A 14,191-nucleotide genomic window follows, 5' to 3' on the forward strand; every position below is an offset into this window, starting at 1 on the left:
GATTGGGGCGCTTCGCGCTCTCTGCCATAATTTCACCGCGGGCAAACGCCAAGCCGTCGGCACCCATTCCAAACAGCGAAGAGCCTAGATACCTCTTCGCTGTTTCAAGTGGGTGACAGGAGAGCGTCGGGGTCACCTCCTGACACTTGACACGGGCCCGACCTGGAGGGGCGGAGGAATCTCCCGCTAGCGAAGAATTCCCGCGCCGCCTCCGGGGCGCATCCGTGGGGGGACGTGTTCCGGGGGTGTCGCTCGCAAGCTCGCTTGGTCCCCGAGGCGGCGGAGGGGAATAGAGGGGGTTGGTGGATGGGCGAGCAGGCTAAATTCCTTTGTCCCTCCGGGACAACCTTCCGCTTCACCGCAGCGACTTTGTCGCCGCCATGGAGGAGGTGGGCAATGATCATGTCCGCGAACTTCAATCCAGCAACGCAAGGCGCCTTCCGCGTATGTCACTCGACCTGCAATCGTGGATCGGGATCGGGGGCAACTTGATCGGGGCGTAATCAAGGTCAACTGATCTGGAGAATCGCTTTTCGCCTCGCCACCCAACGATTTGACCGAAGAGTTTGATCGCAGGAGGCGGCCCGACCAGCCGCCCCACCCCCGAAACCGAGTTTCGCCGGAAAGGTGCGTTACCAAAGCCCCACTTTGGTAACGAGAGGGAAAGGGGCGAGAGTTGATCCCGCTCACCCGCTCCGCTCACCTATCTCCATTGAGTCCGCTTTGTCTCGCAAACCACTATTTCACATCCTCTACCGGGCCGGCGGAGACCCAACCACCGGCGGCGGCGGCAGGAAGGCTTGGGTGCCGGTGTTTTACCGAATCATACGCCTCGGTAAAGATGCTGAAGACGAATTTCTTCACGACGCGTTTGCGGGATTCCAACGTTTCAAAGGTGAATCTGGCTTGCGCGGTATGGGACTGTGCATCGACGTCATTCGTCGACGCCGTTTCCATCAGTCGGGCTAAATCCAGATAATGGGTGGAACTGGCCGCCCTGAGTTGATACGAACCGCCGAGAGGGCCGCGACTCTGAGCGGACAAAAAACCCCAATCCATCAGCAGCACGCTCTCGGAGTGCTTGCCGCCCGTCGCCGAAGGATGGGCAATGGTCTCGAAACGGCTCTTCAGTTTGCCGTCATCGTACTCGTCCTCGCGAAAAACCACGAGATCCCCCGCATGGGCGGTTGCTTCGAAAATGTATTTGGTGAAGCCCAAATCCTCCGGCGTCACCGTCTCGGCCTTGCTCACCTGCTGCGCGTGAAGAGGACACCCGCAAAGACCGACGACCACCACCGCTGCATAGACTCTCCGCACGACCGGGAAAACCGCCGCTCGCAAACGATCATCCCACCAACTCCTGAAATATCCTCGGATCATTGCCGATTCCTATCTGGGTGAGCCAAACGTGTCAATGCCATCGAAATTCTCGATGTGAGTTCCAAATTCTCTCGTTACCAAAGTGAGGCTTTGGTAATGCACTCCTTCGGCGAAACTGTGTTTCGGTGGCGGAGCGGCTGGTTTCGCTTTCCAGCCCACGCCCGAATTGGCACTCCCTTTTGCGCCTGGTAGGAATTCAGCCTATGGCCCGGCCGCTATCGCATCGAGGAACCCGCTGGCGCATCATGGGATGCTCCCAAGGACTGAGTATTTTCACCACGCCCCGGTGCTGCGGCGGGCCTCGCCGGTGGGCACGATTCCGCTGCGGAGTTTGATCGCTGGACGGCCTGACCAACCGCCCCACCGCCGAAACCGAGTTTCGCCGGAAAGGTGCGTTACCAAAGCCCCACTTTGGTAATGAGGGGGAATTGAACGAGGGGAAATTGAAGCCACGACCGGGACGAGGAATGAATTGCCCCGGCCTGCAGGATCACCTTAATCTCCCGGCGGAGGCGCGCATGATCCTCAAATTTCTTTGTCCGCAATGTGGCCAGAAGATCTCGGTGGATACGCCCGTCCGGGCGCAGACGCCGAAAACAGAGGAGCAGAAGCAATGAGACAATCAGACGATCAGACAATCAGACCGGGAGACAACGAGCGTTCCGTCCTGGGAGACGGGATTCTCCGGCGTCACCTCATCGTCCAGAATGACCGGCCAGGACACGCGCCATCACATCGGATGTCTGCCTTAACCGCCCTGCGCCCGCTGCGGGCTTTTGTCTTCTTTTTCCTGTTTCTGACCGCCGTTGCGGTGGCCCGCGCGGAGGAGATCGACGTCCCATCGCCGCACAAAAAATACGCGTTGCGCGGAAACAGCGGTAACTCCGGTGAGCTGGCGATCGTGCGCCTGGAGGATGGAAAAAAGGTGGCTGATCTTCTTTCCCCAGCGGACGGAATTACCCTGGGAGGCGCGAAGGCGCGGTGGTCTCCGGATGAGAAATGGGTGGTGGTGCTGATTAGTCGAAGGAAACTGTACGACCTGGACATCCTCGTGCGCGCGGAGGACGGGCGGTACGTCGAAAGGGAAATCACGACTCCGGAATTGGAAAAGGTATTTCAGATGACCGGAGACGAGGCCGCTCGACTGGACGGAGAAGATGCCGCGCTGGGCCCGTGGGCGAAAGGCCCCCTGCCCTGGATGAAAGGCGCGCTGACGGTGTGGTCGGACGGCTGGATGCGCACCGACTCCGGCGAATCGCAGCATTATGTTTACCGGTATGCGATCATGCTGGCTCAGGGAAAACCGGTCATCAGAGAGATCAAGAAAGTGGGTATCTTTTCCGACAAACAGTTCGAAACATTCCGCCGGAAACTAAAACAAGAGTCGGGCGTGGACTTATAATGATCGGGTGGGAGCCTACGCCAAGCGGCCAGGCGAAAAACCATGAAAGATAAACCCAAAACATCGCGGTTCGACGAACTGGCAAAAGACGACCCGGAACTGGCGGAGATCCTGGCGGAGATTAGACAGAAAAAAGAAGCTGGCATCATTCGCGACGCCCCGAAGACTTACCGGGATTGCAAGGACTGGCGCGATGCGTGGCTCTATGCTTTTATGCGCGCTAAACTTCATCCGGATCGACACATGCGATTGAATGGCGATGCGGTTCTTTGCGTTGCCTGGATCGGACCCGCTTTCAACGATAAGATCGTTGCGGCGCTGGAGAAGACCGCACCACTGCTTGGTGAAAATAGGGATTTGCGCGAACTAAGATTGATCGCAACCGCTGTCACCGGTGATGGCATGGAACGACTGAAAGCCCTTTTTCCGAAGGCAGCGATAACCGTTCATAGCTGGGAGGACGACCGGAGAGAACCTTCTCTGAGTAACGTCCGCGAAATGTAGGCGCAGGGGCCAGCCTTTCCATTATCCACAAATCAGCCACTGCTGTCCAAAATAGGGTAGTGTCCTAATTTGAATCCGGAACATCACCCCTCGGTGCAGACTCTGCCCTTGTCTCACCACCCCACTCCTTCTTCGCCGCCAGTTTGTAACCTGCACTGCGGTTATCGGTCGAGTGAAAGCCAGACCCCTTGAAAATGATCCCAGCGCCTTTCCCGATCAACCTCTGGACTTGCCCCTTACCCCATTTTTTCTTTGGACACAGAGTTTTTGGGCACACCTTGAAGGCGGTGGCGCTCATCGGTTGAAAGGCTTCGAAGTACGTTTTGCACTTAACGCACTGATAATCGTAGGTGGGCACCCCTCAATCATCTCCGCAAGATCGGTCACAGTCCACGCGGAATTGACGACGCCAGCCTCGACAGCGGGAGTGCAACGGATGGTTTTGCCCCTCGTTCCCAAGCTCCAGCTTGGGAATGCCCCGTCTCCGAAGCTCCAGCTTCGCAATGGGTCACTCTTTTGCCCTCGTGCCCAAAGAGTTTGGGCACGAGAGAACGAGGAGAAATGCCCTGTCTCAAATTTTTCGGCCGATCTGCGGGGCATTTCGCCACGTGCCGAAAATCGGCTTTCTGCGGATGACTTGGGGTGATAACGAAAGGGGAATGTCGCCTCTTCGGAAGTATCGCTCTCTCGGTTCGCGCGGTCGCCTTCGGGCGGGATCGGACACGGGTCAAAGAAGCTACCCCACGCCGATGCACAAGTTAGGCTTCCTTTTCATTCTCGCGGGGCTCAGCTTCCTCCTCTCCGCCTCGACGATCGCCCAGGCCGGTCCGCCGGCGGGTCGCGCCCGGTTCGAATTGCTCGGGATGCTCGATGAATATGAAGGCCGGTCGTTGCCGGATCCTGCTCATAGCGCCCCGAGCGATGGTTTCTTGATCGAGAGCTTTTACGGCTCGGAAGTCGCCGCGGCGAACCATTTTGAGAAGGTGCTCCGGGAATTCTGTGTCGAGGAGTCGCTGCCGCAAAACTGGAAACGTCTGGATGAAAAAGAAACGGAGGGTGGGCATATTTTCTTCGGCAGCACGGAAATCACGGCGGCAATCAACACCAGCTTTACGGCGGATCCGCGCGACCCTTTGCACGGAGTGGTTGCCGCCGAGGTTCTGCGGTCGGCGACCCGAGCAGATATGCTTCGCTATGTGGCGGGTGCGTATGTCCGCTTTGGCGACTATCAATCCGCCCATCGCGCCTTCTTTCACGCGGCCAATAACTTCAGCAAATTCTGTGTCTTGACCGACTTTTTGTCGCGCTTGGGATGTCGCCATCTGCGATTTTACGATGACACCGATGCCGGAACTGCTCCGAGTATCCTGGTGCTGACATTTCGCCCCAGCCTCAAGGTGAAAGCCGTTACCGGAATCCGCCGGGAGCTTACGGCCAAGGAATTGAAGGCCATGGATTACTCCCACCTGAAAGAGAAGAAATTACCGCATTTTAATTGAACTGGCGGTGGTCAATCCCGTGGCTCGGCGATTCAGCAAACGGCCTCGACATTCACTTGCAGAGCCGGGGCGCACCGAGTGTCCGCGGGCTGTTGCCCAGATCCTGAGAGACTGTGAAATAATTAGCCGCTCCCCCGCGTGTCATTCAGAGCGGGGGGCCCCGGTGGTAAGGTGGCGGGGTACGCAGTCGAAAACCGATCCCGCTCTGTGGGAGAGACGCCGATGGGACTGCGGGGCAACCCCGTCGCTTTACCAGGACTTTGCGTCCGCCTTCGAAGGGGTGCGCTAATTTAGGATTCCATTAATTAGCGAGCAGCAAACAATTTGTTTGGCTATGCGACAAGGCTTTATACAAGGTCGCGGGAACTCACCCATGAACACTATTTCCCTTGACGCTGGAGCCGGTTCCCGGACGAGAGCGCTTCTTCGGCTTCTCCCAATGCTGCTTATTTTCCTGGTGGCCGCTGCCTCGGCATTTGGTCAGGCGGGGCCACCGACGATCAACTCCCCTGGCAGTACTAGTTCGCCAGGACCAATCGTCTCGATCCAGACCCCGGTATTTTCCTGGAGTTCCGTTTCCGGCGCGACCGGATATGGGCTTTATATCCGCGACCTGACGACGAATACCCTCATTTTCAATAATGATGGCGGGCCTAAAACAGGCACCACCTTCTCACTGCCTTCAGGTTATCTCGCCCCAGGCCACAGCTACCGCTGGGCCATGACTACTTTTGTCAATACGACGGAGAGCAATCAATCCCCATATCGCTTCTTTCAAACTGGCACTTCCGTGAACCTGGTTCCGTACCTGGTTTCCGGACGCTCGAATATCATTGGGATCGGGACAGGGACATTCGTGATTCCGGCAAATGAGCCAGCGACAATCACAACCAATGACAGCGTTTATTTCGTCAATACGTGGGCCAATGTCGGTAACTGGGTTTCGTCGGGTCTCTATTCGGTGCAGTTATATTTGGATGGTGTATTGGCGACCACGTGGTCTGGGGTATCAGTGAGTAATCCCGGAGCCTATGTGGAAGGTTCCTCATTTCCCGGAAAACTGAGTGCGGGATCGCATACCGCGGTGCTCGTGGTGGATGCACTGAACAATATTCAGGAGAGCGATGAAGGGGACAATCAATACTCCCGGACATTTACTGTAGTCGATTCCGGTTCCGCCCCATCGATATCCAGCGTCACCCCCAATCCCATCGCCGCCGACCCCGCCGATGGCAACCAGATCTTGACGATCAATGGAGCAAACTTCGTCAACAAGCCGACGGTAGCGGTGACATGGACTGGCGGGGGCAGCACACTTTCCTCCGCGCAAGTGACATATGTGAGCAGCACGCAGCTGACGATGTCGATTAAACTGGGGGCGGTGGCGGACAATTGGACGGTCAACGTGAAAAACCCGGATGGACAGAAGTCGAATACTTTCGGTTTTCAGGTCGTAACGACACCCGTGGCCCCGGATGGTCTCGGCGCGCAGGTGTTCCCAGACCACGTATTGCTGGGCTGGAATGATAACTCCACCAATGAATCCGGTTTTAAGATCGAGCGCCGCACCGGCAGTGGATCATATGCGCAAATCGCCGTGATAGGAGCCAATTCCAGCAACGCGGCGTATTACACGGACAACACCGTAAGCCCCCAAACCAGCTATAGCTACCGGGTGCGTGCGTATAACGCGGGCGGAGACTCGGGCTATACGACCGAGGTCACGCTGACCACTCCGGAAGGGCCACCGGGCGCCTTCACGCTGTCCAATACCTCTCCCGTTTGGGATTCCAGTATTCCCGGGCCAGAAGTCCAATTGAATTGGACGGCATCGACCGACGCCGGAGGATATTCGGTCTATCGCAACGGAGTGATCTACTCAGCGGGTATTTCGGGAACGAGTTTTCTCAATTCGGCAAACTTGTCACCCGGCGCGACGTATACCTACTTCATCAGGGCTTCCAACGCGGCGGGTACGACGGATTCGAACACGATCACTGTCACCATGCCGACGGCTCCTCAAGGTCCGAGTGTTACGTCGGTAAATCCAAACCCAGTGCCGGGAAGCAATGCTTCGCAAAACTTCGTGGTCAATGGCTCCAATTTCGACCCCAATTGCACCGTGACCTTACGCGATCTGACGACTGGCATCACGTATGCCAACCGGACGAAGATTGCCCAAACGGGGACATCGATCACCTTGAATCCCAATTTTGGAACGCCGGCTCATATCTGGAGCGTCGAGGTGATTAATCCGGGCTCCGTCAGCTCGGGGCCGTATCAGTTCCTGGTGTCGGCTTCAGCAAGCCTGGTGAGTTTAACGGTCAACGGCCCATCCGCTCTGACCGCGGGCGGCCAGGCTGCGTTTACTGCTACCGCCTATTTCTCCAGTGGATCTCCGCAGGATGTCAGCAATCAGGTCGCGTGGAGCGTGACGGGTGGTCCGACCGGCACGCACATGTCCGGCCGCACTCTCGTCGCTGGCTCTGGTCCTGCATCAACCGCCGCCGTCTCCGCAAGCTACTCGCAGGGCACAGGTATACGCAGTGCCAGTGCAAGTGTGTCGATTGGGGCCGGACTTTCTGTCGCCATCCAGGCAAGCGCACCGTCGACGAGCGCTGGGTCCAGCTTTTATCATCTACAAGCGAATGCGACCCCGAGTGGCGGCTCCGGCACGGTCACTGCGGTATGGAAGATCGACGGTACATCGGTGATCGGCAGCTCGCTTGGGCTGGATACCACCGTCATTGCCACGCAGGGGACTACCCATAATCTGGAAGTGAAAGTCACCGATGGTGCCGGGTTGACGGCGCAAGCCAATGTCGACCTGCTGTTTCCGAAAACCACCCAGGTCAACGAGCAGTTTCCATCAGACGGTAGTGCTGGGGTTCCGCACGCTGCCACATTGTACGCTGCTGACGGGGTCAACGGATTTACCTTTGACGATAGTCTTCGGAACAACGGGGTGATTGTCATCATCCACGGCCTCAACGACAGCGTCGATTCCCAATGGATGCAAGAGATGGCGGCGGCCATTCGAAATAAGCTGGGACCAAATGCCGCACCCAATATCCTGCTCTACGACTGGCGCCAGGATGCCACTCCACTCCTGAACAGTTCGGATTTACTGAACGCGGCTGCGAAAGAAATGCCGGAAGCATTTCCCCCTAACAGCAGTTTAATGAAAAAGATCGAGTCGATCTCGGCGGACGCTTTTTACGAGAGCGGCCCCGTGCTTGTCTTATTGACTCAATGCATCTACATCCGGCCGATGGGTGAAGCCCACGGTTTCACGCTGGCAGATTATCTTTCCAAGCAGATCGATGCAGGACATATCGATGCAACGAAGCCAATTCAGTTGATTGGACACAGTGCTGGCGGCTTCGTGGCAGCGAATGCAGGATTGGCGCTACTGGCGGAAAGACATCCGGCGCAATTGCAAGTCACGACCTTGGACACGCCTTTTCTCCGGGGGACGCAGGTGCTGTTCGTAAAAGGTAATGGGGGTAAGTTTGACCGGTATGTCTCCTCGGCTCTCGGGGAGTTGGTGCCGGGATTGGAATTGCTGAAAAATATGCCGTCTTTGGAGAAAATGCTCCTTTCCTTGACCGGAGATGGGAGCGACAACGGCGGCCAATCCGACGTTGCGGACGTGATCACACAGGATGCTACCTACCATATCGGAGCCGATATTGATACTGCCCCGACCCATTGGTGGCAGGACCTGCTTCCATCACAGATTCTGATTAATCATCAGGATGCGCATGAGTGGTACAGTCGCACGATAGCCAATCCGGACCATTACGGGGAAGGCTTCTATTACTCTCCCTTCATTGGCAATCCCTTCCCCCAGAGCGCTGCAATGCAGCCTCTCGCAATGACTCCGAGTCCGGCGCCCGTCGCGGTTACTGGCTTTTCGAGCTTTGGCAATGTGAGCAACGCCAATGAGGTTTACACGCTCACCGAACAAGGGAACGCCGGAATCTACGAGAATGTGACCATCCCGATGAATGCCAGCACCTTGAAATTCAATGTGCAGTTCACGCATCCCGGGGATGGTGATTTCGTCGAGGTGAGTTTCGGCGACCACCCAGTGCTGGTCAATCTGCCCGATGGCGCGGCCCTCGAGTCCGGCCCCATTCCCATTGAGATTCCCATCGTTTACCTTGGCGGTGAGACGGGCCAGTTGCTCTTCAAGCTGAATGGGATTGGCGCGGACAATGCGATCGTTCAGCTCGACAGTATTGCGATCACGACGGACGACGACGCCGATCACGATGGCCTGACGTATCTTCAAGAGATCGCTCTCGGGACTGATCCCCGCTACCCGGATACGGACGGCGATGGCATCAACGACGGCGACGAGGTAAACATCTACCACACCAATCCCCTGCTCGCCGACACCGATGGCGACGGGATCAAGGACGGAGATGAAGTTGCTGCCGGGACGAATCCGCTCGACCCGACCTCGAACTTCAAATTGGTCGGGGGGCAGCGATTGCCGAACGGGAGCTTCACGGTTTCCTGGTCAGCAGTGGTCGGGAAAAGCTATCGGATTCTGCGCTCGCCCACTCCGGCTTTTGCCAGCTTCGACATACTGGCAGTGGACATTGAGCCTTCCTCGACGACGGCCACCTACACGGATTCGTCCGTGCCGCCGGGGACGACCGCCGCGTTTTACAAGGTGCTGGTGGAATAGACCCGTTGCCCATGGTGGTTCGGCAGCAACGAGACGGAACGAAGGGCAAACGGAGGAAAAGATGGATCACCACGGGCGAGGTGTCCTCTTGCCCCCCCAAGCGGGCCAGCCACAGCCGCACAACTGGGCGGCGCCCGACCAAATACGGCGCAAAACTAACAGACGGCGCTTTCCAAGCCACCCGAAATCTGCTTGCACTGTCAACCGCATGCTAAAAAACCCGTCTAATGAAGCCCCTCACCCGGTGAACCACGATCCATCCGGGAAATCCCGGTTTGCATCCCTCCAGGCGGCCGCGCTTGTCCTGGCCCTGCTCGGGAGCCTCATTCCGCGGGCTTTCGCCACCAACTATTATGTGGCCACCACGGGCAGCGACGGCAATCCCGGCACGCTCAGCCTTCCCTTTCAGCACATCCAAAAGGCCGCTTCCACGATGGTCGCCGGCGATGTTTGTTACATTCGCGCCGGAGTTTATCGCGAAACGGTGACCCCGGCCAATTCCGGCAATGGATCCGCGGCGATTACCTATCAACCCTACGGCAGCGAATCGGTCACGGTGAGTGGAGCGGATGTCGTGACCGGATGGTCCGTTTATAGTGGGGGCATTTACCAGGCGCCTTTTACCGGCTCGCTCGGGGACTCGGATCAGGTGTTTGTCGATGGGCAGATGATGAATCTGGCCCGGTGGCCGAATACCACCCTGGACGTGAGCCGTCCGGTGAAAGCCACCGCGGCCACCGGCAGCTACAATACCACGGCTAATTCCGATGGCACTTACACCGGCACCTACACGGACCCGGCGCTCACCCAGCCCGCGGGATTTTTCAACGGCGCCCGCATTCACACCGTCATCGGTCCGGTGTGGGTCGCGCAAACGGGTACGGTGACCAGTTCCGCCTCGGGGTCGCTGCAGTTTTCCTGGCACTTCGGCGGCGGCACCACCTACATCCCGCAAGCCGGCAATCCCTACTACCTTTTCGGCCTGCTCTCGTTGCTCGACACGCCGAGCGAATGGTTCATCGATGCCAGCGCCCACCTTCTCTATCTCTGGCCGCCGCAGAATGATTCGCCGGCCAATCACCTCGTCGAGGCGAAGCAGCGCACCTATGGTTTTGATCTGCGTGGCCGGGGTTACATCACCATCCAGGGTATCTCCCTTTTTGCCTGCGCCATCAACTCCTCCTCGACCAGCCAGTACCTGACCCTCGACCATCTCCACTGTTCCTACGTCAGCCATTACTCTCTGAACGACACCACCGGCGGTTTCGGGCCGCACATGGAGGATTCCGGCCTCATCCTGAATGGAACGCACCACATCCTGAGCAATAGCACCATTGCCTACAGCGCCGGAAATGGGGTCACGCTCCTCGGGACTTATCATCTCGTGGAAAACTGCACCATTCACGATGTCGACTATCTGGAGGTCGATTGCGGCGCGGTGAATACGGGCAATTCCTCTTCCACCTCGACCAACCACGAGATCGCCGACAACACCTGCTACAATGGGGCCCGGAGTTTGTTCGTCATCCGCTCCTTGCAGGCCGGTTATATTCACAACAACGACCTCTACCGGTCCATGCTGCGGACCACCGACGGGGGTTCCATCTATACTTATAACCATAGCGGGTTGAATACCGAGATCGCTTACAACAAGCTCCACGACAACATTTGCGCGGGCAATCCCGCGGTCGGCGTGTATCTCGACAACAATTCGTCCAATTTCATCGTCGACCATAACCTGATCTACAATACCCAGAGCGCGCTGCAGTATAACCTCCCGAGCGTCAATATTCTTTGGTACAACAATACGGCCATCGGCATCTCGAAAAGTCTCACGGGATCTTTCACGGGCAGTCAGTCGGGCACGCAGGTCGTCAACAATATCTTCACCTCCACGCTGACGACTTACACGGGCGCCACCCTATCGAATAACATCACCAGCACCACCAACCCGCTCTTTGCCTCCCCGGCCACGCTGGATTTCACTGTGCAGAGCGGCTCCCCGGCGGTCGACGCCGGCCTTGTGGAGTCACCGTACACCAACGGTTATGCGGGGACGGCTCCCGATATCGGCGCTTTTGAATCCACGGTCGCACCATGGACGGCGGGTTCTCCCCTCGACACGGGCATCCCCGCCACGCCGACCAACCTGACCGGAACACCCGGCGCCACCAGTGTCCAGCTTTCCTGGACGGATAACTCGACCAACGAAACGAACTACCTGGTCGAGCGCTCCACCAACCAGCAGACCTTCACCCAGATCGCCTGCCTTCCGGCCAACACCACGAGCTATACCGACAGTACCGTCCTCCCCGGGACCTATTACTATCGGGTGCGCGCCGATGAATCCGGGTTCAGCAATTACGCCACGGTCGCCGTGACTGGGCACAACGCCTTTGCCACCATCCAGGCCGGCTCGCTGGATGCGCAGAGCGGCCTCACCGTCCAGCCCTCGTTGATCGGGAGTTGCGACAACGGGGACTGGGCGGAGTATGCGAATGTCGATTTTCAAAACGGCGCTGCGCAGATCACTTTGCAAGTGGCCAGCGGCGCGACTTCCGCCACCAACTATATCGAGGTCCACCTCGGCAGCCTCACCGGGCCGTTGCTGGCGAATATCAATGTCCTGGGAACGGGAAGTTACAGTACTTACACCTCGCTGAGTTCCGCCATGACTCCCGTCTCCGGCGTGCAGACGATTTATCTGCTGTTCAAGGGCGGTTTCGGCATTTGCAACATGGAGTATTTCTCCTTCACCCCGACGTCGACGATTGCCGCTCCGCCCGCGCCGACGGGATCCGCGGCGGCCACCGTCTCGCAGAATGGGCTCCTGGTCACCTGGACGCCACCGGGGACCACGGAACTCGGCTTCAAGATCGAGCGCTCGACGGACAACCAGAATTTCACCGAGATCGCGAGCCTGGCGACGGGGACGTCCTCCTTGAGCGACAGCAATCTTCTTCCGGGAACGACTTATTACTATCGCCTGCGGACTTACAATCAAAACGGGTTTTCCGGCTATACCTCCATCGCCTCGGCGGTGACATGGACGAACCAGCAGGCGTGGCGCAATCTCTACTACGGCACCATTTCCAACAGCGGCAATGCCGCCGACTCCGCCGCGCCCGACGGCGACGGGATCACCAATCTCAACAAATATATCTTCGGCCTGCCGCCGGGGCACGTTGAGTTGCCGTCAGCGCTGACCGTCGTGTCCGTGACCCCAGCGCAAACCACCCTCCGTTTCACCGCCACGCCAGCCTCGGGCACCGGTTATCAGGGTGTGACGCGCACGTACGATCTTTGGAGCGCGAGTAACTTGTCCTCCGGCCCGTGGGCGCCGGTGCCTTCTTACACCGGGATCGTCGGGGATGGCCAGATACACAACTGCATCGTGCCTTCATCGGGCACGCCGCAGTATTTCCGGTTGAATGTGACCGTGCACTGAGCGGCCACTGCCGCTTGCTTCTTCAAACTGAGATCACAGCGATCACTTGATCCTTGGAGAGTGCCCCGAAAGTCGGACAAAAGGAGTCTTTGACCACGGATTGCACGGATTGCGCGGATTACAGAAATTCGCGTCGGCCCGGGCTGACACGGCAGGAAAAGGCAGAAGGATGAGGGATGAGGGATGAAGGATGAAGTGAAGTGCGCTACGCGGCTTTTGGATGTTGGCGTCCTCTTTTCGGGTGACGCCTTTCTTCATCCTTCATCCCTCCGCCTTCATCCTTCTCTTCATTCCCCCGCTTACCTGGATTTCGAAGGGGGATCCTGGGCGAGGGTGAAGCGGGTGGCGCGCTTAATGATCCCATTGAATTCCCCCAAACTGCCACGGAACCCGGCATGGAAGGTGCCTTCGATCGTTACCATCCGGTCGCCATCCATGGCTTTGGAATCGGAGTGTTTCTTGTTCAGGAAACAGGAAGCGGCAGTGACCCAAAAAGCACCTCTGCGCTCCTTGCCTGGCTTTTCCTCCTGCCCCTGGCTCTCCGGTTCCCGATCGGACATCAGCACGCCGTCATCTTTGGTATAGACGCCTTTGCTATAGTAGCCGGTCACGCGCACTCGCTTGCCATGGAAGCGGAAAGGGTCGGCGAGCAGTTCCTGGAATGTCACCGGCTGCGCCGGCTGATCATCGCCCTCGAAAGCGCGCTGCTCAGGATGCCAGGATTGGCGAGGTTCCTGGGCCATTTTCTGGACGAAATCCTCCACCAACGCGTCGAGCTTGCGCGCCAGATCCGCGTCGGGCGAGAGCACCACATAGCGATGGATCTCCCCGTATTCAATCTGCACGGTGGGATATTGCTTTTCCTTCGTCAGGTCTGGCGATTGCGGGAGCCGCCCGAGATCCAGCGCGTCCAAAGCGCAACGGAATTCGTCCTCCAAGTCTGACGGGAGAATTTCCAGCTTCAACTCGGCTTGAGTGAATGCTCTCAACTTTCCCCTGGCTCCGAAGATCCTGCCCGGTCCCCGAAGAATCAGCCCCCACATGAAAGTGCCATCCGCCGGCTGGGACTGGGCGTAGAGGTCGAAATAAAGCTGGTTTTCGAAAACCGTATCCTTTTGCCGCACGACCGACCTTTTGTCGTAATGGAAGGGCTCTTGAGCAAGGCCCATCCCCGCCCCCGAAAGGATCAAGGCCAGCACCTGGACAAATAGAATAAAAGGTCTCATGGATCAGCGCCCGTGCAGGGCCAAAATACACGT

General features: G+C 57.9%; 8 protein-coding genes. 5 read left to right on the forward strand and 3 right to left on the reverse strand.

Annotation, left to right across the window (positions count from 1 at the left end; genetic code table 11):
- Positions 1-738: 738 nt before the first annotated feature.
- Positions 739-1,251: a hypothetical protein gene (locus CFE428DRAFT_RS26810; protein ID WP_042725883.1), complete on the reverse strand. Its 513-nt coding sequence runs from the start codon at positions 1,249-1,251 to the stop codon at positions 739-741.
- Between the two features lie 673 nt (positions 1,252-1,924).
- On the opposite strand from CFE428DRAFT_RS26810, the gene CFE428DRAFT_RS26815 reads away from it, so the two are divergent.
- Together CFE428DRAFT_RS26815 and CFE428DRAFT_RS26820 are read left to right on the forward strand one after the other, a co-directional pair.
- On the forward strand, positions 1,925-2,782 hold the full coding sequence (locus CFE428DRAFT_RS26815; RefSeq protein WP_157447644.1) for a hypothetical protein: 858 nt from the start codon (positions 1,925-1,927) through the stop codon (positions 2,780-2,782).
- A 42-nt stretch (positions 2,783-2,824) separates the two neighbouring features.
- A complete protein-coding gene (locus CFE428DRAFT_RS26820; protein ID WP_006982833.1) occupies positions 2,825-3,286 on the forward strand; it encodes a hypothetical protein in 462 nt (153 codons plus the stop codon).
- A 64-nt stretch (positions 3,287-3,350) separates the two neighbouring features.
- Here CFE428DRAFT_RS26820 and CFE428DRAFT_RS41395 read toward each other — a convergent pair whose 3' ends face one another.
- Positions 3,351-3,644, reverse strand: a complete 294-nt coding sequence (locus CFE428DRAFT_RS41395) for an FmdB family zinc ribbon protein (protein ID WP_042725884.1) — start codon at positions 3,642-3,644, stop codon at positions 3,351-3,353.
- 391 nt (positions 3,645-4,035) lie between these two features.
- On the opposite strand from CFE428DRAFT_RS41395, the gene CFE428DRAFT_RS26830 reads away from it, so the two are divergent.
- From CFE428DRAFT_RS26830 to CFE428DRAFT_RS34565, 3 genes are all read left to right on the forward strand, one after another.
- Complete coding sequence (locus CFE428DRAFT_RS26830; RefSeq protein ID WP_006982834.1) at positions 4,036-4,785, forward strand: hypothetical protein; 750 nt, start codon at positions 4,036-4,038, stop codon at positions 4,783-4,785.
- Positions 4,786-5,224: 439 nt separating this feature from the next.
- Positions 5,225-9,484, forward strand: a complete 4,260-nt coding sequence (locus CFE428DRAFT_RS26835) for a CARDB domain-containing protein (protein WP_006982835.1) — start codon at positions 5,225-5,227, stop codon at positions 9,482-9,484.
- A gap of 244 nt (positions 9,485-9,728) precedes the next feature.
- Positions 9,729-12,932: a carbohydrate-binding protein gene (locus CFE428DRAFT_RS34565; protein ID WP_162145318.1), complete on the forward strand. Its 3,204-nt coding sequence runs from the start codon at positions 9,729-9,731 to the stop codon at positions 12,930-12,932.
- Between the two features lie 299 nt (positions 12,933-13,231).
- On the opposite strand, the gene CFE428DRAFT_RS26845 is transcribed toward CFE428DRAFT_RS34565, so the two are convergent.
- Positions 13,232-14,158: a hypothetical protein gene (locus CFE428DRAFT_RS26845; protein ID WP_006982837.1), complete on the reverse strand. Its 927-nt coding sequence runs from the start codon at positions 14,156-14,158 to the stop codon at positions 13,232-13,234.
- Positions 14,159-14,191: the final 33 nt, after the last annotated feature.

The organism is Chthoniobacter flavus Ellin428, assembly GCF_000173075.1.
In the GTDB taxonomy this organism is placed as follows: Bacteria; Verrucomicrobiota; Verrucomicrobiia; order Chthoniobacterales; family Chthoniobacteraceae; genus Chthoniobacter; species Chthoniobacter flavus.